The organism is Protofrankia sp. Cas4 (genome assembly GCF_963555915.1).
Lineage (GTDB): Bacteria > Actinomycetota > Actinomycetes > Frankiales > Frankiaceae > Protofrankia.
Window position 1 is genome coordinate 9044 of record NZ_CAUVXL010000157.1, and the last position, 23223, is coordinate 32266.

At 67.7% G+C, this 23223-nt stretch carries 18 protein-coding genes and 1 pseudogene; 8 read left to right on the forward strand and 11 right to left on the reverse strand.

Annotated elements, in window-relative coordinates; genetic code table 11:
* Positions 1-1023: 1023 nt before the first annotated feature.
* Together U9979_RS14405 and U9979_RS14410 are read left to right on the forward strand one after the other, a co-directional pair.
* A complete protein-coding gene (locus tag U9979_RS14405; RefSeq protein ID WP_322779776.1) occupies positions 1024-2127 on the forward strand; it encodes a cation diffusion facilitator family transporter in 1104 nt (367 codons plus the stop codon).
* A 202-nt stretch (positions 2128-2329) separates the two neighbouring features.
* Positions 2330-2545, forward strand: coding sequence for a hypothetical protein (locus U9979_RS14410; protein WP_322779777.1), 216 nt, complete (start codon positions 2330-2332; stop codon positions 2543-2545).
* Positions 2546-2855: 310 nt separating this feature from the next.
* Here the strand turns inward: U9979_RS14410 and U9979_RS14415 are convergent, their stop codons facing one another.
* Positions 2856-3326, reverse strand: coding sequence for a pyridoxamine 5'-phosphate oxidase family protein (locus tag U9979_RS14415; RefSeq protein WP_322779778.1), 471 nt, complete (start codon positions 3324-3326; stop codon positions 2856-2858).
* 172 nt (positions 3327-3498) lie between these two features.
* Between U9979_RS14415 and U9979_RS14420 the strand changes: the two genes are divergently transcribed.
* Both U9979_RS14420 and U9979_RS14425 read left to right on the forward strand, forming a co-directional pair.
* On the forward strand, positions 3499-3696 hold the full coding sequence (locus U9979_RS14420) for a DUF433 domain-containing protein (RefSeq protein WP_322779779.1): 198 nt from the start codon (positions 3499-3501) through the stop codon (positions 3694-3696).
* Positions 3697-4028: 332 nt separating this feature from the next.
* Positions 4029-4433, forward strand: a complete 405-nt coding sequence (locus U9979_RS14425) for a hypothetical protein (RefSeq protein WP_322779780.1) — start codon at positions 4029-4031, stop codon at positions 4431-4433.
* A gap of 306 nt (positions 4434-4739) precedes the next feature.
* Here U9979_RS14425 and U9979_RS14430 read toward each other — a convergent pair whose 3' ends face one another.
* From U9979_RS14430 to U9979_RS14440, 3 genes are all read right to left on the reverse strand, one after another.
* Positions 4740-5993 (reverse strand): malic enzyme-like protein, encoded by a 1254-nt coding sequence (locus tag U9979_RS14430; protein WP_322779781.1) that lies wholly within the window; start codon positions 5991-5993, stop codon positions 4740-4742.
* Positions 5987-7639 (reverse strand): SulP family inorganic anion transporter, encoded by a 1653-nt coding sequence (locus tag U9979_RS14435; RefSeq protein ID WP_416220214.1) that lies wholly within the window; start codon positions 7637-7639, stop codon positions 5987-5989. Before U9979_RS14435 ends, U9979_RS14430 begins: the two co-directional genes overlap by 7 nt.
* 101 nt (positions 7640-7740) lie before the next feature.
* Positions 7741-8100: a metalloregulator ArsR/SmtB family transcription factor gene (locus tag U9979_RS14440; protein ID WP_322751863.1), complete on the reverse strand. Its 360-nt coding sequence runs from the start codon at positions 8098-8100 to the stop codon at positions 7741-7743.
* 309 nt (positions 8101-8409) lie between these two features.
* Here U9979_RS14440 and U9979_RS14445 point away from each other — a divergent pair, with 309 nt between their 5' ends.
* Together U9979_RS14445 and U9979_RS14450 are read left to right on the forward strand one after the other, a co-directional pair.
* A complete protein-coding gene (locus U9979_RS14445; RefSeq protein WP_322751862.1) occupies positions 8410-9090 on the forward strand; it encodes a DsbA family oxidoreductase in 681 nt (226 codons plus the stop codon).
* Positions 9091-9174: 84 nt separating this feature from the next.
* The gene (locus U9979_RS14450) at positions 9175-9876 is read left to right on the forward strand and encodes a PaaI family thioesterase (protein ID WP_322779783.1); all 702 of its coding nucleotides are present in this window, start codon (positions 9175-9177) and stop codon (positions 9874-9876) included.
* On the opposite strand, the gene U9979_RS14455 is transcribed toward U9979_RS14450, so the two are convergent.
* The 3 genes from U9979_RS14455 to U9979_RS14465 form a co-directional block, all read right to left on the reverse strand.
* Positions 9877-11517, reverse strand: a complete 1641-nt coding sequence (locus U9979_RS14455; RefSeq protein ID WP_322779784.1) for a fatty acyl-CoA synthetase — start codon at positions 11515-11517, stop codon at positions 9877-9879. It lies immediately after the preceding gene.
* A gap of 250 nt (positions 11518-11767) precedes the next feature.
* Positions 11768-13363: a toll/interleukin-1 receptor domain-containing protein gene (locus U9979_RS14460; RefSeq protein WP_322779785.1), complete on the reverse strand. Its 1596-nt coding sequence runs from the start codon at positions 13361-13363 to the stop codon at positions 11768-11770.
* The gene (locus U9979_RS14465; protein ID WP_322779786.1) at positions 13360-14265 is read right to left on the reverse strand and encodes a hypothetical protein; all 906 of its coding nucleotides are present in this window, start codon (positions 14263-14265) and stop codon (positions 13360-13362) included. The genes U9979_RS14460 and U9979_RS14465 overlap by 4 nt, the downstream gene beginning before the upstream one ends.
* A 343-nt stretch (positions 14266-14608) precedes the next feature.
* Between U9979_RS14465 and U9979_RS14470 the strand changes: the two genes are divergently transcribed.
* Positions 14609-15424, forward strand: coding sequence for a toll/interleukin-1 receptor domain-containing protein (locus U9979_RS14470; RefSeq protein ID WP_322779787.1), 816 nt, complete (start codon positions 14609-14611; stop codon positions 15422-15424).
* A gap of 55 nt (positions 15425-15479) precedes the next feature.
* A complete protein-coding gene (locus U9979_RS14475) occupies positions 15480-17972 on the forward strand; it encodes a Tex-like N-terminal domain-containing protein (protein ID WP_416220216.1) in 2493 nt (830 codons plus the stop codon).
* A 135-nt stretch (positions 17973-18107) separates the two neighbouring features.
* Here the strand turns inward: U9979_RS14475 and U9979_RS14480 are convergent, their stop codons facing one another.
* The 4 genes and pseudogenes from U9979_RS14480 to U9979_RS14495 form a co-directional block, all read right to left on the reverse strand.
* Positions 18108-19382 carry a DegT/DnrJ/EryC1/StrS family aminotransferase gene (locus tag U9979_RS14480; RefSeq protein WP_322751496.1) on the reverse strand — a complete coding sequence of 425 codons (1275 nt, stop codon included), beginning with the start codon at positions 19380-19382 and terminating at the stop codon, positions 18108-18110.
* A gap of 70 nt (positions 19383-19452) precedes the next feature.
* Positions 19453-20877, reverse strand: coding sequence for an FAD-binding protein (locus U9979_RS14485; RefSeq protein ID WP_322779789.1), 1425 nt, complete (start codon positions 20875-20877; stop codon positions 19453-19455).
* 286 nt (positions 20878-21163) lie between these two features.
* Positions 21164-21550: pseudogene (locus U9979_RS14490) on the reverse strand (YciI family protein); the annotation flags it as partial.
* Between the two features lie 77 nt (positions 21551-21627).
* Complete coding sequence (locus U9979_RS14495; protein ID WP_322779790.1) at positions 21628-22764, reverse strand: Fic family protein; 1137 nt, start codon at positions 22762-22764, stop codon at positions 21628-21630.
* Positions 22765-23223 lie beyond the last annotated feature (459 nt).

Below are 23223 nucleotides of genomic sequence, written 5' to 3' on the forward strand. Positions count from 1 at the left end.
TCGCCCGCCATGAGGCCATCTCTGCCACATCTGGAGCGATTCCGAGTGGATGATTGTTCATGACCAGGTAGCCGGGGGTCGCCAGCAGATCAGCGGGCATCGTCCGCTGCACCCGAAACCGGTCCTCCATGAGCAACGACTCGATTCCTGCCGCCACCTGACCTCGTCTCCAGAACACGATCGGATGATACGAGAGCCGGGCAAGTCGGACGCGGGGTGGCAACCTCCGTAACCTGCCAACCCCGCTGGGGAGCGGCCGCAACCGGCAACAGCCTGCTGACGTTGAGGCTCCGATGATCCTCTACGGGGTTCTGGCGTGGACCGACGTCATGGCGGCGCTGGACGGCGAACGCCGCACCGCCCTGACCGGATCCGACAATGGTCAAGATCTGCAATGGTATAGCGCTGGGTCACAGCGGTGACCGTGAGTCCGCCCGGCGGCTGTTCGCCGCACTCTGGGAGGAGATCAGCGTCGACGGCGGGGAGCAATGACGCGAGGCGCGTGCCCCAGCCCCGCGACGCCGTGTCCCTATTGCCGGTCGCTCTGAACCTTTTCTCCGGTCCGCAAAGAACGTTCAGCCAATGAATGAGAAATTTGACTCAGCCGGGCTCAAAACGATTGATCGTTCAGACGGTCAAGGCGGTACCCGAACCCATCCGGTCGCCATCGGGCGCCGAACAGCAGGCGGAAAGCATGCTCACCCGCTACCCGCTCGGCGTCGTCAAGGTACTGCCCTTCACCGTGCACTCGGCCGGCGACTACCTGGCCGCCGCACTCCTCGTCCTCTCACCGGTCGCTCTTTGGGAACGATGTGAATCTGGTGTTGTGGCAGTAGCATCAGATTCACATCGTTAAGAGCCGGCCGCCCGTTTTGAGGCTTCTGTCCGGGTGATCCACGGCCTGGCAGCGGTCTGCACGGGTGTGGCAGGAGACCAGGATGCGCCGATGGCCAGAACGAGCAGCAGCAGACCGGGCGCACCTGCAAACCGACCGCAATGATCGTTTTCGGTTATCGTCGGCCGATGAGCACCGACCACCGGCATGACCCCGGCGAGGGCGATCACGCGCACGTCGGCGATGGTCACAGCCACCCGTCCCACAGCCACCCGCACCGCGATCAGGCACCGCTCCGTGGAATCGGCCCGCGGCTGCGGCACGCTCTCTCGCAGGCGGCGGGCGGGCACAGCCATGACACAGCCGACCAGATCGACGACGCGGTGGAGGCCGACGCCGCCGGCCGGCGGGCGTTGCTCGCGAGCCTCGCGGGTCTCGGACTGACCGCCGCCGTCCAAGCGATCGTGGTGGCCGTGTCAGGGTCGGTGGCCTTGCTGGGCGACACCCTGCACAACGTCGCGGACGCGGCGACCGCACTCCCGCTGCTGATCGCGTTCACCCTGGCCCGGCGCCCACCGAGCAACCGGTTCACCTACGGCTACGGCCGGGCAGAGGACCTCGCCGGTATCGCCGTCCTCGTCATGATCGCGCTGTCCAGTGGGCTCGCCGCCTTCGAGGCGATCGACCGGCTGGCGCACCCACGCCCGGTCAGCCACCTCGGCGCCGTCGCCGCCGCCGGCCTGGTCGGCTTCGCCGGCAACGAACTGGTGGCCCGCTACCGGATCCGCATCGGCCGGCGGATCGGGTCGGCGGCGCTGGTCGCCGACGGGCTACACGCCCGCACCGACGGGTTCACCAGCCTCGCGGTCCTGGCCGGCGCCGGCGGTGTCGCACTGGGATGGCGATGGGCGGACCCGGTCGTCGGACTGGCGATCACCGTGGTCATTCTCGGGGTGCTGCGCTCCGCCGCCCGGGTGGTGACGGCCCGGCTGATGGACGCGGTCGACCCGGCCCTGGTCGCCGAGGCCACCGACACGTTGACCCACACCCCGGGAATCCGCGCGGTACGCGAGCTACGGATCCGCTGGATCGGCCATGCGCTGCGCGCGGAAGTCGACGTGACCGTCGATCCGCAGCTGTCACTGGTGGCCGCCCACGACATCGCCCACGCCGCCGAGGCACACCTGCTGCGTCACGTCCCCCGGCTGGCCGCCGCCACGATCCACACCAGCCCGGCCCACCACCACCACCCAGCGCACCACCACCCAACCGCCGCACCCGCCGGCTCATAGGAGCGCCCGGTTCGACACAACGTGACCTTCAGTGATGTAGGTCGCTGAATCTGGGCTGGTGGATGGCGTGCGGACCTGCCGGTGTGCGGGCGCTGACGGCTGGTCGTGATGATGGTGACATGGGGGTATCTCGGACGCGGCGCACCGGTCTGATCACGCTGCTGCTGCTGGGTTTGTCGGCTGGTGTCACCGGTGTCCTGGCGTGGTTGCTGCAGCCGGGCTCTTGGCCGGGCTTCTCCAGACGGCGCGGGGACCGTTTGCCGTGGCGCAGGCGTGGCTGGCGATGCGGGGCCGGTTGCCGCGAGAGCTGATGGCCTTTCTCGCTGACGCGCACGAGCACCGGGGTGTGCTGCGTCAGGTCGGGACGGTCTACCAGTTCCGCCACGTCGAACTCCAGCGTCGCCTGGCCAACCGGTAACGAGTTGCCCTTCAGGAGTACGCGGAGCCGTCCCGGTATCGGTCGGTATGGAGATCGTATCCGGGAAGTGAGCCATGGATGCTCACCCCTCCCGAACTGGTCGCCATGTTGCATCCGCCCGGCGACGGCACGATCGTCCCGGATGCCACCGGGCCTGGCAACTCCTCAAGCTCCTGAGTGACCGCTACCAGAGATGAAGTGAGCGACAAATAGCTCTTGAAGAGGCACGTCATCTACTTCTAAAAGTCACACACAACCGGCCACCCGCACCCTGGTCAACACCCCCCGTGCGCACCTGACCCTCAAGCCCTCAGTAGGCACCGTCCAGGCGACGGTGATCCCAGGACAGGACACGGTCGGGCTCAACGAGCACGGCGGCCCGCTTCTCGACGACGCGCTCGGCCATCGTGTCGGTCGCGATGGCCCGGCCCGCGGCAGCTATCCGGGTGAGCACCGCCTTCATCATCGGACGGATCTCGTCGGGCTCCTCGATCAGCCGCGCCCGACCGTAGACCAGTACGCCCTGGACCGACCCGTAACTCTCGCCCAAGTCCTCCACCAGGCAGGTGACCCGGCTGTCACGGCGCAGGTTCACTATCTTCTGGGCCTTCGCATACGAGCTGAACACGATCCGGCCATCCATCAGCCCGTAACTCACCGTCGCCAGATGCGGGATGCCATGCGGCCCGTTGCTGCCGATCACAGCGCTCCAGCGCCCGTGCAGGAACTCGTCGATCTCCTGCGGGCTCATGCGGATCTGGTCACCGCGGGTCCGGCTCATGGTCGCGACGCTATCGCCACCGACCGGGGCAGCGCCGCCAGTACCTCGTCCAGTACCTGGTCGCCGGTGCGAACCGAGCAGGATCTGATCGACGCGTACCTGCCGGGTCGTGGACCTGGTCGCCCGGCGACTATCTGGCCGCCGTTCTCCTCCGCCGCCGTATCATGAGAAAATGACCTTCGAGCGGATCAGTGTCGACCCCGCCCACATGGGCGGGTTGCCCTGCATCCGTGGGATGCGCGTGACGGTCAGCGCTGTTGTCGGCCAGCTCGCAACCGGTCGTTCCGCCGAGGACGTCCTGGCGGACTACCCTTACCTCGAGTACGCAGACGTCCTAGCTTCCTTGGAGTACGCGACAGCGGCGTACTAGGCCATCGTTTGTGCTGATCAGACACCTCAACGAACTGGCTCCCGAGCAGCAGGCGGTTGACGCTCTTTCCCACGGACACGAGTGGCCGCTGGACGCCGTACCCACCTGATCCGCTCATATCCGGAAAACCTCCAGGTTCTCCGGCGCGAAGAGCACCGCCGGTAGCCGCACCCCCATCCGACGGAGTCATCCCGGTGGTGTCGGCGAGACGACAGCGGATTGAGGCGGTAAGGCGGTCCGCGGACCCATCCGGCCGCCATCGGGCACCGAACAACAGACGGAAAGCACAACCGGACCGTCGACAGACCCGACCAACGCCTGGAGGTTCCGCCATGTCCCTCGTCCGCTTCCTGCCCGCCTGGTTCCACGCCATCGCCGACTACGCCGTCGCCGCACTGCTCATCATCGTCCCGCTGGCGGCCGGCGGCTCGTCGCTCGCAGTCGCAACCGGCGTCACCGTGGGAATCGTCATCGCCGTGGTAAGCATGCTCACCCGCTACCCGCTCGGCGTCGTCAAGGTACTGCCGTTCACCGTGCACTCGGCCGGCGACTACCTCGCCGCCGCACTCCTCATCCTCGCACCGGTCGCGCTGTCGTTCACCGACACCGACGGCCGACTTTCCGCCTTCTACCTCGGCAGCGGGCTTGCCGTACTCGCGGTCAGCCTGGTCACCAACTACCAGTACAGCCCCGCACGCACCGCACAGCTCCCGACCGTCCGCTCACAGCACGCCTGACGGCAAAAGGGCGCGCGACACCACCACCATCGCGCGCCCCAGGCCGACCCCGGGAAACCCCCTCGCTATTCGGAACGACCTGTTGCCGGGCGTTCTTGGGAACGATGTGAATCTGGTGTTGTGGCAGTAGCATCAGATTCACATCGTTAAGAGCCCGCGGTCCGCCCGTGCGTACGACACGAAGAAGTCACGACGCTCGTCCGCTCCCCCACTCATGTAACGATGATCGCATCAGCACGCGGCCTTGGACAGCTGCATACGTCAAAGCATCCCGTCGGTGGAATGGCAATTCCCCCCCGCCGCTGCTCACTGCGACGCGGTGAGCGCCCGAATCGCGGCGACGGCGACGGCCGCGGTCAGCTCCGGATGATCAAGAGCGGGCAGCAGGGCACCGGGCTCCGCCTGCCCGGCCAGAGCGTACGCGGCGGCCAGACGTGCCGCCGCAGTGATCGGCATCCGGGTGGTGACGGCCGCGGTGAGCAGGCCCGGCAGCGCGTGTAGCGGGCGCGGCCCGGTGGTGGCGGCCAGCATCGGGGGTGGGGTTTCCAACCGGGTCCGCAGCACCGGGACGCCCAGCGGTGGTGCGGCGAGACCCATCAGGTCGATGACCAGATCCGTCTGGTCGGCAACGGCATGCAGCGCCTGGATGCCGTACTCCACCGGGTCGTAGAGGGTGATGTCACCGATCCCGGCCGCGACCAGGAGACCAGCCAGGTCCCCGCCTCGTGCCGGGTCGACGAGGATGACCCGGGCCCGACGCAGGTCGACGGCCCGCGCGCGCAGCGCGTTGAGCGCCGCAGCGGTGGCGGCCACGGCGAGCCCGTCGTTGACCGCGTCCAGCAACAGTTGGGAGGCGGCGTCGGCCCGGGTGGCATCGGCCCGGGTGTTGTCGACCGCAGCGCGGGCGGTCTCGATGTGGCGGATGTGGGTGTGGACGAGGACGGTCGCGGCGAAGCCCGGAGCCAACATCCGGATGACGGTCGCGAGCTCGTCGGCGCCGCGCGTGGCGACCGGCAGCGGAATGACGTCCAGGCCGGTTGCCCGCTGCAGGTGGACGGCCTGGGACTCGACCGCCGGCAGAGCCGTCTCGGCGGGCATCGGCTCGAAGTCCAGGACGGCACTGGCGTCGGTGAGCAGCGCAATCCGCCGGGAGCGGCCCGTGTAGCGGTCGGTATGGCGTGGATGGGCGGCGAGATGGGTGATCACCCGACGGTCGGCGTCAGCGTCCAGCAGCGCGACGTCATGACCGGTGGTGACGGCCGCACACACCTGCTGGGCGAGCTTGCCCGTGGAGGCGGTCGCGAAGACGAGGTCTTCGGCGTGGAACAGATCGGTGCCCAGGCGGCGGCGCAGCGCGGCGGTCAGCCAGGTCAGGGTGCGTGCACTGTCCGCGTCCAGGATGATACGGTGCGCGCCGGCAGGGCCGGGTTCGTCCGCCTGAACGGTGACGGTACCGGGCGCGTCGGCGATGACCGACCGGACCTCGCTCACCGCCCGGGCCGGGACACGGATCTGGATGCTGTACGCGGGATTCACTCCGGTCGGGCTGGGAATCAGCATGTCCCCTCCACCTGCGGCTGGGAGAGCGCCGCACGCGGATTCGACAGCACATCCGGCGCCAGGAGCAGGGCGTGCGCGATCGCGGCGGGGGTGTCGGGAAACAGCAGCCCGTCGCGGCGCAGGTGCTCGGCGACGCCGAAGGTGGACAGCACCTGCTGATGGCCGGGCCTGATACCGGACAACAGGACGCAAATGCCACGGCGTTCCAGTTTGGTGATCACATCCTTGAGGACCAGGGCTCCGGTGGAGTCGATCGCAGTGACGCGGGACATCCGCAGGATGACGACCAGGACATCGGCCACGTCGGTGAGTTCCAGGAGGAAGCGGTGCGCGGCGGCGAAGAACACCGGCCCGTCGATGCGGTATGCCACGATGTGCCGCGCGAGCAGGGCCTGTTCTTCTGCGTGGTGGTCGGTTGGTGACAGGCCGTCGTCCAGGGCGACCTGTTCGACCCGCGCGGCCCTGGCAACCTGGCGTAGCGCCAACGCTCCGGCCACGACCAGGCCGGCTATCACTGCGACGACCAGGTCCAGCGCCAGGGTGGCCAGCGCTGTCAGCACCAGTACCGCGGCGTCGCCCCGGTCCGCACGCGCCAGCACCCGAACCGAGCCGACTTCGACCATGCGTACGGCGGTAGCCAGTAGCACCCCGGCAAGCGCCGCCAGCGGGATGCGTCCGACCAGGGGGGCCGCGGCGAACACGATGACCGCGAGCGCGACCGCATGGGTGAGGGCGGCCAGTCGGGACACCGCGCCGGAACGGACGTTGACCGCGGTGCGGGCGATCGCGGCGGTGGCGGGAACCCCGCCGAACAGCGGCGCGGCCAGGTTGGCCACGCCCTGACCGAACAACTCCCGGTCCGGGTCATGGCGATCGGACACGCTCATCGCATCCGCCACCGTCGCCGACAGCAGTGACTCCAGCGCGGCGAGTGCGGCGACCGCGACCACCGAAGGCAGCAGTCCCGGCACTGCGGAAGGGTCCAGGAAGCCCAGCGAGGGGGCGGGTAGCCCGGCCGGCAGGTGGCCGATGCGCGCCACCGGCAGGTGCGCGGCCTGCGCTGCGACGGTTGTCGCGACAACCGCGACGAGGGAGAAGGGCACCGTCGGCCGCCACCGGCCCCCGGCCAGCATGACCGCGATGACCGTGCCGGCCAGGACCACGGCCGCCCAGTGCGGATGTCCGGCGAAGTCGATGACGGCACGTGCGGCCACCACGACGACCTTGTCCCCGGGTGGGGCCTTCACCCCGAACGCCGCGGGTACCTGTTGGAGGGCGATGACGGCGGCGATCCCCACGGTGAAACCCTCCACCACCGGCGCCGGCACATAGCGCATGTAGCCGCCGACCTTCGCCAATGCGAGGGTCACCAGCAGCAACCCCGCCAGCAGCCCGACGGTGAGCACTCCGCTGGGACCGTAGGTGTGGACAATCGGTACCAACACCACGGTCATAGCGCCGGTTGGTCCCGAGACCTGCAGATTGGATCCGCCGAAGATCGCGGCAAGGGCGCCCGCGACCACTGCGGTGGCAAGTCCCGCCTGGGCACCGAGCCCGGAGGAGATCCCGAACCCCAACGCCAGGGGTAGGGCCACCACCGCCACGGTAAGTCCGGCGAGCAGGTCCTTACGTGGCGAGCGGCCCATCGAGGTGAACGAGGCCCGGGTGGGCAGCACCGCTTGCAACCGGCCCCACACCGCCCGCCCAGTCACCCGCCCGGTCACCCGGCCAGGCGCGATCGCCGCGCTCACATCGACCTCGTGTCGGCCTCGCGCAGCTGCGCGAGCAGCTCCTCCTGCCCGGCGAGCATTTCGGTGAGGATCCTTCGCGCGGCCCGCATCAACTCGGCCACGTCCCCGCCCGCGAGCGCGTAGACGACCGTCGAGCCGTCCCGGGTCGCCGTCACGATCCCCGAGCGGCGCAACACCGCCAGCTGCTGGGACAGATTCGACGGCTCCACCTCGACGGCGCAGCGCAGGTCCCGAACGGGCATCGGCCCGTCCTGGAGCAGTTCCAGCACCCGGATCCGCACCGGATGCCCCAGCATCCGAAAGAACTCCGCCTTCGCCTGATAGAGCGGAACCTGCGTCCGCGCGGCCCTGGTCACCCTCGTCCCCGGCATCGGCCTCGGCTCGCCCTTCTCCTGCTCAGCGGCCCGCCGCTCGAGCGCAGCAGGCCATCCACCATGTCGCTAATTGAAGAACTCTTCAATTAGACCCCAGACCGCAGACTAGACCCAGACCCCAGACCACCACGTACACCGGCCGGACATCGGGATAAGTCGAGGTATACCTCATATTCTGGTCAGCATTGCTCCAGCAGGGCCGGCACAGCCGCCGTACCCTGCCCTCGCATCCCGACCGCATCCCGACCACATCCCGACCAGCACATTCCGACCAGCACCGAGGAGAACCCCATGCGGGTTGACATCTGGTCCGACCTCGTCTGCCCGTGGTGCTGGATCGGCAAGCGCCGCTTCGAGCAGGCGCTGGCCGGCTTCGCCCACGGCGACCAGATCGAGATCGTCCACCATTCATTCCAGCTCGACCCGACCATGCCCACCGACCGCGTCGTCGGCCAGACCGCCATGCTGGTCGCCACGTACGGCATGACCGAAGCGCAGGCCCGGGCGAGCCAGGTCGCGGTCGAACGCACCGCAGCCACCGTCGGCCTGGAATACCACCTGGTCGACGGGTTTGTCGGCAATACCGCCGATGCGCACCGGCTCGTCCAGCTGGCCGGGGACCGCGGCATCCAGGACGCCGTCGTCGAGCGCTTCTACCTGGCCCACTTCACCCAAGGGAGGTCCCTGTTCGACCGCGAGTGCCTCGTCGGACTGGCCGGTGAAGCCGGCCTGGACGCCGACGAGGCCCGCCGCGTACTCGTCGAGGGCACCTACGCCGACGTGGTGGACGGCGATGCCCACCGGGCGCGGGCACTGGGTGCCACCGGCGTGCCGTTCTTCGTCGTCGACAGCCGGTACGGAGTCTCCGGCGCACAACCCCCGGAAATCTTCACCGAAGCGCTCTCCCATGCCTGGGCCGACATCCACCCGTCCGATGAGGGAGCCGACCAGACAGTCGAAAGTTCAGCATAATTATATTACTATTTGAAGGAGTATTGGCGGATGGGATGTCGGGCCGTCCGATGGTCACGACACCCGAAGTGAGGAGATCCCAGCATGTCAGATGGCCAGGACCGGCCCGGCAGGCCGACCGGGCCGTCGACCCTTTCGTCGACGGCGGCAACTGGCGAGGGGCTGGACGAGGGGGTGACCGACGGGCTGAGCGAGGCGCGCCGGGCCGCGGCGGCCCTGCGGGCGCTCGCCGGACACCTGGCGACCGGCGACATACCCACCGAGGACCTGCGCGCCATCGCCGACGCCGCGCAACGCATGGAGCGCCTAGCCCGGCCCCACGCCCGCGCCAGCCGGTACGACGGCCGGGCGGGGCTGCGGATCGGCAGTGCCGACAATGCCGTGCTCTGGGAACGGCATCCCATCTTCGGCCGCTCCCACCCGTTCGCCCCGCCGCTGATCGTCGAACGCCGCGGCACGATGTTCCACGGCGAGGCGACCCTCGGGCCGGCCTACGAGGGCAGCCGGAACAACGTCCACGGTGGCTACATCGCCGCGCTGTTCGACGTCATGCTCGGACATGCCGCATCCCTCGCCGGGAAACTCATCGCCACCGGGACGATGACGATCCGCTACCAGGCGCCGGTCACGATCTCAACACCGCTCCGGGCGGAATCCGAGCTTCTCGATGTCGAAGGTCGTAAAGTCCGGGCAACGGCCAGGCTGCTGATCGGTGAAAGCGTCAGCGCCGAGGCGGACGGGGTGTTCATCAGCGTGGGGTCCGAGTGGTACACCAGCCCCAAGTGATCACGGTACGACGGCGCCGGCGAGATGAGCGTGGATCGTCCGCAGCTCCCGCTTGAGGATCTTACCGCTGGGGCTCTTCGGGAGCTGGTCGGTGACGACGACATACTTCGGGGTCTTGTAACTGGCCAGACACCCGCGCGCGTAGTCGATGATCTCTTCGGGGGCGATCGCCGCCCCTGGGCGCGCGACTACGACGGCGGTCACCGCTTCGATCCAGTAGGGATGGGCGATGCCGAACACGGCGACCTCGGCCACCCCCGGATGCCCGTAGATCGCCTCCTCGACCTCCCGACTGGCGACGTTCTCACCACCGGTTTTAATCATGTCCTTTTTCCGGTCCACGACCGTGAGATAACCGTCGGAATCAAACACGCCGAGGTCACCGGAATGGAACCAGCCGTTCCGGAACGCCTCGGCCGTCTTCTCCGGATCCTTGTAGTAACCGAGCATGGCGTGCGGGCTGCGGTGCACGATCTCCCCGACGGTTCCAGCCGGGACGGGCATGTCGTCGTCGTCCACCACCATGGTCTCGACGTTGAGAACCGGCCGGCCGGCCGAACCCGCCTTCGCCTCCTGAAGGTCCGGCCGCAGGACCGTGGCCACCGGCGCCATCTCGGTCTGACCGTAGAGATTCCACAACCGCAGCTCCGGCAGCCGTTGCCGGATCTCCCGTAGCACCTCGACGGGCATCGGCGCCGCACCGTAGATGCCCTTGCGCAACGACGACAGGTCGTGAGCCTCGAAGGTGGGGCAGCGCAACAGGCCGATCCACACCGTCGGCGGACAGAACAGCCTCGTCGCCCGCTCCCGCTCCACCGCGGCCAGAATGGCCGCCGGGTCCGCGCTGGGCAGGATCACACTGGTGGCACCCAGGTAGATGGCCGGCGTGAGGCAGCCGTCGAGCTGCGCGCAGTGATAGAAGGGAAGTGCCTGTATGTCGATGTCGTCCGGGGAAAGCTCGCCCTCGATGATGCAGCTGACATACTGTGCGATCAACGAGCGGCTGGTGAGCACGACTCCCTTCGGCCGGGATTCGGTACCGCTGGTGTACATCAGGCGCACCGGGTCGTCATCACCGATGGCCACCTCCGGTTCGGATGTGTCGGCATGCGCCAGCCAGGACGCAACGTCCTCCCAACGGCCGGCTGTGCCCCGCTCCGCTACACCTTGCTCGGCTGTGCCCGAGCTGATCCGGCCGGCGATGTCGACCCCGCGACCGGCCACGCCCAGCGCCCGCTCGGCGATCGGGGCCAGCGCATCCTCGGTCACCAGCCCACTCACCTCGCAGTGGTCGAGGATGAACGCGATCTCCTCAGCGGTCAGCATGAAATTGACCGGGACGAGGATGGCGCCGAGCTTGGCCAGCGCCAGATAGACGACGACGAACTCACGGCAGTTGTGCGACAGCAATGCGATGCGGTCGCCCTTGACCACCCCACGGTCGGACAGCGCGTGCGCCGTCGCGTTCACCGTCGCGTTCAGCTGCGCATAGGTCTCGCGGAAATCGCCGGCGACGAGGGCGGTCTTGTCCGGATATCGAAGCGCCGTCCGCCGCAACAAATCACCGATCGTATGCGAGCGCGCCTTTGTCACGTGTGCCTCGACGCTGTAGCCCGGACCGCCCGCCATGCTGTTCCGCATCCGGATCCGTCTCCTTCCGTCCGCGTGGATCATAGCGAGTTCCGCCGTGTTCTGCACCGGTCGGCGAGAACCGGGGTCAGTCAGCCTTAGAGCGCCCGGCAGTAGGGGCGTGGATGAAGGAGCGGGGCTGGGGTGCGTGCATCGCGAGGCGGAGGAGGGAGGCACCCTGGTGTTGGGTGTCGACCGACGACAACGACGCGAGGTGCGTGCCCCAGCCCCGCGACGCCGCGTCCCCTATTGCCGGTCGCTCTTATGCATATTGGCGGTCGACATCCCGGAGCGCACGGATCAGCCGAGGGTAGCCGTCGTCGGCGAACAGGTCGACATGCATCCATCTGCTCAGGCGATCGGGGATGTCGCACGGCTCAAGGCGCACCGGAATCATGAAAACGGCCCCCTGCGGTTGTTCCATGGCCACGTCGAGCGCCCAGACGATCTGCCGGTTGACCGAACCTGGTCTGGACACGGCGCTCGACAGGCACACGACCACGGCCCGGCTTCGCTCGATCGCCTTCTTGATCTCTTCTTGCCGGTCCTGGCCGGCGCCGAGGTTCTCAGCCTTGAGCCACAGGCCACGCAATCCGTCCGATCGCAGGTGGGTGTACAGGTTGGCCGCCGCCGCGCCGTCCTGGTCAGCATGGCACAGGAAGACCGTCGAGCGGACCGCCCGGTCGGCGGCCTCGATGGCCGCCCGCTCGCGAAGGTCGAACAGTCGTGGGCGACCGGCGACCTCGTAGGGAAAACGAAAAGCCACGGCGGCTTCTGGAACATCGACTAATTCGCACAGGATGCGTTCCGGCTCGTTGAGCAAACCCGGCGGCGAGCCCTGCCGGTATGTCGCGTCGAGCCACTCACGACCCAGGGTGGTGATATTGACCCACGCTGGCCTGATGTCCTCCGGCGGCGGTCGCCGGGCCACGGCCCCACCGCCCCCGAAGGCGCCGTCGCGCACCGGCGGCGAGATGGTCGCCGCGAGCAGCTCGCCGAACGCCGGAGCCAGCGGGCCGGCGGAGGCCACCGAGACCCGGATGCGATACGCCCGGTCGGTGTAGCGACGCACCGCCTCGGCGTAGAGCGGCTGCGCCTCGATCGCGAAGGCATCGGCCGGCACTCGTCCTCTGAACTGCGTGGCCGGTATCTCCCTCGCGAGGGCGGCGTATTGCCCGGCGAGCTTGGCGAGCTCGTATCGGAGCCGGTCTCTCACCGCGTACGGTTCGAGGCAGACACTGATCAGCGTCGGCTGCCGCTGCTGCGCCAGCGCCAGCCAGAGCGGTTCCCAGGAACGGTCGCCCCCGATGAACGCGGACATGGCGAAGCAGAACGGGCGCCCGAAATTCGGGTCCACAGGCTCAGGCCGGCTGCACCGACTGTGGGTCAGCCGTTTCCGTATCTCAACCAGCCCGTCGGGGTGCAGCCCGATCGGCGCGAGCCAACCCTGGACTTCCGCCGCGTCGAGAATCGGCCTGGCTTGGACATGGCGCGGTACGGCCGCCAACCGCGCCCGCAACGTGAGCGCCGCGTCGGTGGCCGCGGTGTCATTGTGAGCGAATACCCGCCCGAGCAACGCGCAGGACACGCTTGCCGACTGGGGGTCACTGAGGTATCGGAGGTCGAAACGCGGCCGGGCAGCAGGCGCCGGCCCGGTGGCGATCTCCTGCTGTGCGCTGACCCACGCCACCTCCGCGGTGAATGCGTCGGCACGCCGCCGAGGCTCACCCAGGTCGGTGTACAGGCCCGAGCCCACCGTGGGTGTCATCGGTGCGAGCCGGACCCCCACCCACGCCCAGGTGCCGTCCGGGACGGACTGTCGAAGGACCCCGTCCTGCCCGGCAGCGTCCGAACTCACGGCTGGTAGGGCGGTTCGTCGCGGCTGGGCCAGGGCTGGTCACCGGCACCGGGTGCCGGCGGGGCCGGCTGCGGGTACGGAGGTTGACCGAGGCCCAGCGGAGCCGGCGGGGTCGGACCGGCGGCATCGATCGGCGGCAGGCCGTGGGGGAAACCGAATGCGATGGGCACGTCCTGCCCCTCGATGGCGACATAGAGTCCTTCCCGGCATGCGGCATGGACAGCCTCGCGCATCGCCCTGGGCCGTTCGGTACGCAACATGATCGTCTCTGGATCGGTCCTGCCGAGCATCCCGTTGACCAGATCAGCCAGAAACTTTCCGATCAGGGCGTAGCCACGGCGCGAGCGCCACATCATCCACCCGAGATAGAGGCTCGTGCCGTAGCCGAACACCGACACGTACGCCGAATAGTGCCCCTCGGTCAGCACCAACCGGTTACTGACATTCCCGGCGCCGATGCCGGTGTACATGCGGCGGACCGTCCGGGCGAGCGGGATCTGGCGGACGCGCAGGGAGCCGGCGATCTGGCTGTACGTGGATTCCGCGCTGGCGGTCCTGTCCTCCAGCAGTACCCGCCACTCGGCGATGGGCTCGGTGAGCCGCGACAACAGCAGGACCACCCAGAACACGATCCCGGCCACGATGGCGCCGAGGGTCCCGATGCCGGCCGCGGCCGACTCACTGCCAGTCACCAAGGCGAACAGCGCGAGAAAACCGAATATGAACCAGCCGAGTAAGGACGCGCCCAGCGCCCGTCCGAATAAACTAAGCAAGGTACTCCCGCTGACGCTGTCGTCGAGCGAAAGCTCGATCGGCTGGTGTCGCAGGATCTTGTCAAGATAAGCGCCGTTGCCGTCACCGCCGCGCCAGCCGGGAATATGCATCGCTTCTGAATCGATCATCGAAGCCCCCTCGTGGAACGGACTCACTGTCCAACATCAGAGTCTGGCACGTGGACGCAACCTGCGACATCCACCAACCACCTACCGACCGGCAATAACCGGCCAACCATTGGTTTCGGCAATCGCACCCACGATGACGTCAGGAGAGCCAGAAACCTTCACCGTAGCCGCAGCAGGCCACAGGTTCTGCGTATTTTTACGGGTTCGCGCCGCCCCGACAGTGAACTCCGGGTCGCCCCGGCGCCGACAGCCCCCGCCGGCTGCGGGATTCCCGCGCGGATCCATACCATCAAGATCATTTAATGACAGGGCTAAAATTTCTGAAATCGAACGGGGGTTCAGGATGAGCGACACGTCGGGTCGGCCGGTCGAGGTGCGGCTCTGCGAGGACGAGCAGTGGGAGCTGCTGCACACCTGCGCGCGGATCGCCGGAACCGGGGCCGCCGCCGGAATGCTGCTGGATCGGATCGGCTATCCGCGGGAGTACCGACCGGACGGGCAGGGCACGGCACCCGTCCACTGGTGGCACCAGGTTTTCGCCGAGCTGGCCAAGGGCATCATCCTCGATCCGCACCGCCGCCTGCTCGAAGCGGCGCTGCACATGTACCCGGCCAATCCCGTGCTGACGGCGCTCGCAGACCGCCACGGTGTAAGCCATGATGGTCGGCTGCCGGTGGAGACCGACAACCACCAACAACAATCGATCACCGGACCGCGGCCTACGCCGGCCGCGCATCCCGGCCCCGCCAGTGAACGGATCATCCTCTGCTATTCCACGCAGGATCAGGAACGGGTGCGCGCCTTATATGATCGCCTGGCGCACGACGAGTTGGCACCCTGGCTGGACGAGGAGGACATTTCTCCTGGTCAGGAGCGGGAGCCACTGGTCAGGAAGGCAATCAGGGAGTCCGCCGCCGTCCTGGTCTGTCTGAGCGCGAACGCGACGAACAGACGGGGCTTCCTGCACAGGGCGATCCGGCTCGCGCTCGATACGGCGAGCGAACAGCCCGAAGGTGCGACATACATCATCCCGGTGCGGTTGGAGGTCTGCGACATCCCCGATGCGCTCCGCCCCTGGCAGCCGGTCGATCTTTTCGACGGTCGCGGTTACGAGAAGCTACTGCGCGCGTTGCGCGGCCTGCCGCGTACGCGGGCCTGACGATCAGGCAAGCTGGTCACGAAGACTTCGGACCCCAGCGCGAAGGCGGATCAAGATTGTGACGACGTCGGTTCATCGCAGGATCGCCGAGGAGCTCGGCGTGCGTGAGGGCCAGGTGACCGCGGCCGTGGACCTGCTCGACGGCGGGGCCACCGTGCCGTTCATCGCCCGCTACCGCAAGGAAGCGACCGGCGTGCTCGACGACGCGCAGCTGCGTACCCTTGAGGAGCGGTTGCGGTACCTGCGTGAGCTGGAGGAGCGCCGCACCGCGATCCTCGAGTCCATCCGCTCGCAGGGCAAGCTGGACGACGCACTCGAGGCGCAGATCATGGCCGCCGACTCGAAGGCGCGCCTCGAGGACATCTACCTGCCGTACAAGCCCAAACGGCGTACCAAGGCGCAGATCGCCCGGGAGGCGGGCCTGGAACCGCTGGCGCAGGCGCTGCTGGACGATCCGACCCTCGACCCGCAGCTGACCGCGGCAGCGTTCGTCAACGCCGAGCGCGGCGTCGACGACGTCAGCGCCGCGCTGGACGGCGCACGCGCGATCCTGGTCGAGCGGTTCGCCGAGGATGCCGACCTGATCGGGACCCTGCGCGAGCGGATGTGGTCGCGGGGCCGGCTCACCTCCCGGGTACGCGAGGGCAAGCAGGATGCCGGCGCCAAGTTCGCCGACTACTTCGACTTCGCCGAGCCGTTCACCAAGCTGCCCTCGCACCGGATCCTCGCGCTGTTCCGCGGTGAGAAGGAGGAGATCCTCGACCTCACCCTGGAGCCGGAGGAGGCCGTCGAGGAGGCCGCACCGCGGGAGACCCCCGCGCCGAGTGCCTACGAGCTGACCATCGCCGAGCGCTTCACCGTCGCCGACCTGGGCCGCCCGGCCGACCGCTGGCTGGTGGACACCGTGCGCTGGGCCTGGCGCACCCGCATCCTCGTCCACCTCGACATCGACCTGCGGATGCGTCTGTGGCAGGCGGCCGAGGACACCGCGGTGGGGGTGTTCGCCGTCAACCTGCGCGATCTCCTGCTCGCCGCGCCCGCCGGCGCCCGGGTGACCATGGGTCTCGATCCGGGCCTGCGCACGGGTGTCAAGGTCGCGGTCGTCGACGCGACCGGTCAGGTCGTGGCCACCGAAACGATCTACCCGCACGAACCGCGGCGGCGCTGGGACGAGTCGATCGCCGTGCTGGCCCGCCTCGCGGCCCAGCACGGCGTCGATCTGATCGCGATCGGCAACGGCACCGCGTCCCGGGAGACCGACAAGCTCGCGAGCGACCTGGCCAGGCTGCATCCCGACCTGTCGCTCACCACGGTCGTCGTCTCCGAGGCCGGCGCCTCGGTCTACTCGGCCTCGGCGTATGCCTCCCGTGAACTACCCGAACTGGATGTGTCGCTGCGCGGCGCGGTGTCGATCGCGCGCCGTCTGCAGGACCCGCTGGCTGAACTCGTCAAGATCGACCCGAAGTCGATCGGGGTCGGCCAGTACCAGCATGACCTCTCCGAGATCAAACTGTCCCGCTCGCTGGACGCGGTCGTCGAGGATGCGGTGAACGCCGTCGGCGTCGACGTCAACACCGCCTCCGCCCCGCTGCTGACCCGAGTCTCGGGCATCGGCGGCGGGCTCGCGGAGAACATCGTGCGCCACCGTGACGCCAACGGCCCGTTCCGCTCGCGCCGGGCCCTCACCGACGTCCCACGGCTCGGCCCGAAAGCGTTCGAGCAGTGCGCCGGCTTCCTGCGCATCCGGGACGGGGACGACCCGCTCGACGCCTCCAGCGTGCACCCGGAGGCGTATCCGGTGGTCCGGCGCATCCTGACGTCGACCGCCGGCGAGCTCACGGCCCTGATCGGCAACACCGCGCTGTTGCGCGCGCTGCGGCCCACGGACTTCGTCGACGACACCTTCGGCCTGCCGACGGTCACCGACATCGTGGCGGAACTGGAGAAGCCTGGCCGTGACCCGCGCCCGGCGTTTGCGACCGCGACCTTCGCCGACGGTGTCAACACCCTCGCCGATCTCACCCCCGACATGGTGCTGGAAGGGGTGGTCACCAACGTCGCCGCGTTCGGTGCCTTTGTCGACGTGGGCGTGCACTCCGACGGCCTCGTGCACGTCTCGGCGATGTCGAAGACCTTCGTAGCCGACCCTCGGGACGTGGTGAAGTCCGGCGACATCGTGCGGGTGAAGGTCCTCGACGTCGACATTCCCCGCAAACGCATCTCACTCACCCTGCGCCTGGATGACGACGCCGAGCGCCGCGGTGAGCAGGCAGGCCCGCCGAACGCCGGGCGCCGGGACCGTGGCGGGGCACCTCGCGGCGGACAACCACGCGCAGCGGCACAACCCCGCAGTGGCCAACCCCGCAGTGGCCAGCCCCGCGATACACAACCCGGTGGCGCCCAACCCCGTGGTGCCCAACCCCGCCCCCGTCGTGGGGAATCAAGCGTCCCGACCGGTGCGCTCGCGGACGCGCTACGCCGTGCCGGCCTGATCGACGAATTCGGCAACAGCATCACCGGCCCGAAACGCACCGGTCGCGGAGGCTGACCCAGTAGTGCTCCGGGACTGTGGCCTCCGGGCGCGCGATCTGACGATCGTCGCGCGCCCTTTGGCCCTCCAGGCCGAAGAGTGCGCGATCGCTGGTCCTTTCCGCGCACTCGGAGCCTCAGAACCTGAACTCACTCATGCTGCGCCCGTCGGAGTCTCCGTGTAGAAAGCAGCCGCCACCTTCTCGAAGGCAAGGATGTACTGCTCCATATGCCGCTGGGTGTAGACGGGGTGGGTGTAGAACGGGAGCGTCCGCGCCGCGAGCCAGCGTGCTGTGGCGCAGTTCGTCTTCGAATAGTCGATCGGGGTGGCATTGGGGTCGTCAAACGGGTAGTTCAGCTTCCCGAATCCCTTGTTCTCGACGAAGACGCGCTCCCGATACATTTCCGACAGCTGAACCGTCGTGTAGGGCACACCCTCCGCGGTCATGGCTGCGGCGAACTCCGCGACGGGAACCGACAGCCGTTCGGAGTCGAGCACGAAGGGCGCCCACCAGAACGCATTTTCCCGCTCCTGCGAGTCCACGGGGGCGTGTATCACGAGCGGATGGTCCCGCAGAGCCTCGGTCAGCTGGCGGCCGTTGGCGCGACGCTGGGGAAGGTTCCACGAGTCGAGGCGGGCGAGTTCAGAACTTCCGATGGCCGACTGCATCTCAGTGAGCCGGTAGTTGAAGCCCACGCGCCGATGGATGTACTCCGGTCCGAACTCCATGAGCCCCATGCGCCTGGCCACGTCATAGCCGTGATCCCGTAGAGAACGACATTCCCAGCTCAGATTCTCGTCATCGGTGACAATCGCGCCACCCTCACCACCGGTGGTGAAATGCTTGCTCTGGCAGAAACTGAAACAGCCGACGTCGCCGACCGTGCCGACCTTCCTCCCCTTGTAGGTCGCACCAATGCTCTGCGCACAGTCCTCGACGACGAACAAACCGTGTTTCCTGGCGACATCGATGATCGGATCAAGATCTGCAACGACACCGTAGAGATGGACGACAATGATTGCTCGGGAACGAGATGTGATCTTCTTCTCGACGTCGGCAGCACTGAGCGTATGCGACTCGTCGACGTCGGCGAAAACCGGCAGTGCACCCGCCTGCAGCACGCAGGAGGCCGAGGCGATAAAGGAGTACGGCGTGCAGATGACCTCGTCCCCTGGTCCGACGCCCAGCGCGGCCAGCGCGGTATGTAATGCCGACGTTCCGCTGTTCGTGGTGATGGCGTGGTCGGCGCCGAGGTATGCGGCCAACTCCGCCTCGAATCGCTGGCCCAGTTCGCCGGTCCAGTAGTTCACCCGACCGGTGCGAAGGGGCTCCATCGCCCGTTCGATGCTCTCGGGCGCAAGGCTTGGCCAGGTCGGGAACGGCTCGTCCGTGACCGGCGTACCACCGAAGATCGCGAGCTTGGACATTGTCAACCTCCTCGCCGGCGGGGTGGCCGGGGCCGGATCGGACGCTACGGGTTACCGGGTGGCGTGCATCTCAAGCAGCAAGCGAATCGCCGAGCCAACGCGACATGGCGATGATGGTAAGCGCCGGGTTAGCTGCTCCAAGTCGGACAAAATTTCCCGGACCGGCCAGGTAGACGCCGGGAAGCCCTTCAACCTCAAGGTCCTCCGTGACCGGCAGCGCACTGTCACCGCCGACGGGATGGGAACAGGCCTCGTGCTCGTATGACCCGTACGGCAGCTCGAACTGGGCCGCCCGCCCCGCCAGCGGTTGGGCGAGCAATGCACGAAAAGCGTTGCCATCGCCGAACCGTTGCACGTCCTCGTCGTCGCCCTCGCCATTGCATGCGCCGACCATAGCGTTACCGGTCGAATACGACGCGGTTATGTCGAGGAGCGAACCTTGGCAGATCTCGTTCGCTTGACGCAGAAGCTCGTGGCGAACCCGCTCGACACGATCGAGATCGGCGGGTGAGACCGTCGTCGTTATGTGGGTGGTGGCCATGCCGCCCGTGGACGACGGCTGGACCATGAGCGTGCTGAAGTCGGCCGGGCCACTGCCCTGCTCGATCACGGCCATGAGCGAGATGAGTCGGTCGCCGTTGGGAAGGGCCGGTCTTTCCAACACAAAGACGTTGGTGGACAGCGCCGGCACCGGGCGGTATCCCATCCACAGCATCGGGTGCCGGAAAGCGCCCAGCGACTCACCGGCTTCGATTCGCGCGAGGGCACCCACACATAAGTGATCGGTGATGGTGGTCGTGATCGACTCACCTGTCGTCCGGGCCAGGATCTGGATGTTGCCGATGGCGGACGATGCGAGGACGCACGCATCAAAACCTCGCCTTGTCGACGGCGTACCAGTAGGAGTCTCAACATCGACATCCCAGCCGCGCCTTGTCCGCCTGAGCGAGAGCGCACGGCCACGGACGATACGGAAACGGTCGCTCACGGCGGCCAGCCGAAGAGCCTCCGGTAGCGGTGAATACGCTTCGAACTGGCCGGTCCGGTCATCATAGCGCGCCGCTTGCGGAGCGTGCCGGATGCCGATTCTCGTCGCGGCAGCCGACAGTGACGACCCCCGCAGCTCTGGAAACCCCGGCCCTAGTTCGTCGCAGACCTGCGCATAGAGCCCACGCGGGCCGGCTAATCGTTCCTGCCAACGAGGATGCCAATCACCGAGCTCCTCGGGGGTGAGACCGAGCAGGACGCCGTGATAACACAAAGAACGTCCACCGAGTCGTTCTGAAAGACCACCGCCAAATCCCCATCCGTCGCTGGACCACCATCGGACCTTCTCATCCCCCGGGTGGGTCGAGGTGTCCCAGTTGGCATGACGACGGCGGGTCGACGGCCCGGTCTCGACGACTTCGACCTCTATTCCCGGATGGGAGGCCATTCGGACCGCGGCCTCCAGACCGGCCAATCCGCCACCGATGACGGCAACCCGGCGGTGCATCATCGCCTCCGGTCCGAAAATGTCCACGCGGACAATTGCCCGTGTATGATTTCCTCGGCCGCAAATTTCGCACATTCTCAGCGAGCTGTCAAGGCGGTGCTGAACAGCCAGCTGCCCATGTTCGACGCAGGCCGGCAGTCGCCGTAGTCCTGCCAGGCCGACCGCCCAGCTCAGCGGCCGGGAAAGCGGGGTGGGAGAAGGCCGTCTCGTTCCCCACGTCATGGAGGCCAAGACGCAGCGATCTGGTGAGGCCGTTCGTGGCATCGACAAGACGATCGCGCCGCAGCGCGGCCAGGAACGGGCGCACCTCGAGCCACTCGTTGATCGGCTCCCCGCCCGCCCCAGGGACGGCCGACAGGTTCCCGGCCAGCTCGACGGCGCGCTCGTAGCTGTCGACGTCGATCACCATCCAACCGGCGATGAGGTCCTTGGTCTCGGCGAACGGGCCGTCGGTGACCGGCGGGCGCCCCTCACCGTCGTACCGGACGAACGTCCCCGCGGGGGCAAGCGCCTGACTGTCGACGAACTCGCCGGTCCCCTCGAGCCGGGCCGCGAAGTCGTGCAGGTACTGCACGTGCGCCGAGATCTCCTGGGGCGTCCACTGGTCCATGGGCACGTCGTTGACCGGAGCCGGAGCGCCGCGGTAGTGCTTGAGCAGCAAGTACTTGGCCATCGTGCTTCTCCTCGGTGCTGGTGCGACCGATTTTGGTCGCGTTCACCGCGGGGACGGAGCCACCCACGGGTTGCTTGTCAGCTGGTGTATGGATTCCTCAAGGTCATGGGCGTGTGCGCGATGTCAAGTGCCGGCTGAGGGAAACGGGGGCCTGCCGTGTAGTAGCGGGCCCGGGTTCGGCCGACCGGTGCTAGGAGGTGGGCGGTGGTGAGGTCGCGGAGGTCGCGTTGCGCCTGCTGCAGACTCAGGCCCTCGGCGTGCTCGTAGCGTGAGCGGCGGACGCGTCCAGCCATGGCCACGTCGTGCAGGGCGGTCACCACTCGCTCGTCCAGACCGGTGCTTTCGGCGAATTCGGAGAGTACGCCCCATACCCGCCCGGAGCGGTCGAGTCGGCCGTGAACGGTCTGGGCCTGCTGGTGATAGGCGGTCAGGTTGACGCGGATCCAGCTGGAGACGTCCTGGTCGGGACGGTACTTCGGGCCCCGATCGGTGAGTTCGCGGTAGTACTCCCAGGTGTTGCCGGGGCGGCCGAGCCACGCCTCGATGGACGAGAGCTCCGGGGCCAGGACGCCTTCACGGGCGATCATGAGCGTCTGCAGCGAACGGGACATCCGGCCGTTCCCGTCGGCCCAGGGGTGGATGGACACAAGGTGCAGATGTGCCATAGCCGCTCGCACCAGCAGGTGGGTGCCGTTGTCGGCGTTGAGCCAGTCGATGAGTTCCTTCATCAGCGCGGGGACGACATCGGCGTCCGGGGCTGTGTAGGCCGCGATGGCGGGGTCGCGGGCGTCGGTGACGTAGACGGGGCCCCGGCGCCACTGCCCGGCCGGCTTGCGCACGGCGTGACGGTGGCCTTGCAACATCCAGTGCAGAGCGTTGAGTAGGCCTTTGCTGTAGCTGAAGTCCTCGGCATCGTGGAGCGTCTGGATATACGTCATCATCCGCTGGTAGGCGAGGGTCTCTTCGCGGTTCTCGTCCGAGATCTCAACATCTCGCTCGCCGTCCATCAGGTCCTCGACGTCGATCGTGGCTACCTTGAAACCCTCGATGGAGTTCGAGGCTGCGACGGCATCGGCGGTGAGGAATTTCCGGAGCCCCTCGGTCCATTTCGACGGCGTGGTCTGGATGTGGTGCCGCAGTGCATCCCGCATGCCGTCGATCTCGCTGAGCACCTGATCGTCGGCAGGTCTGAGGGCCGGCGTGGGGTAGAGCATGCATCAACGATAGATTGACGCAGTCATTACGTCAAGCTAGGTGGTCCGGCTTCGGGCAGATGACCTTGTGGGGTTCCAGAACTCGGCCACCGGCGTTGAGCTGGGCGTTCAAGCGGCTCGTTCGTAATCGTTGAGCAGGCCCCCGAGGACAGGTCGGCGCTTGATCCGTTCCGTTGAAGAAGGCGTCGGCCGCTGAAGAAGGCGTCGGCATGCGGTCGGTGACCTCGGCCCGGACCGTGCACACGAACCGTTCCGCATGGGCGTTCGCTCGGGGAGCTCGAGATGCCACCCAAGGCGTCCCGCCGGATCAAGTGAGGCCAACCCGCGTCGGGATCGATGACCGCCAGCCGCTGTACGCCGATCTTGTAACGATGCTGGCCAGAGCGTCGCCAACGTAAATCGCTTGTCACCAAGATCGATAGTTTGGTGTGTGCGAACCGCCGAACGACCAGCTCAGGC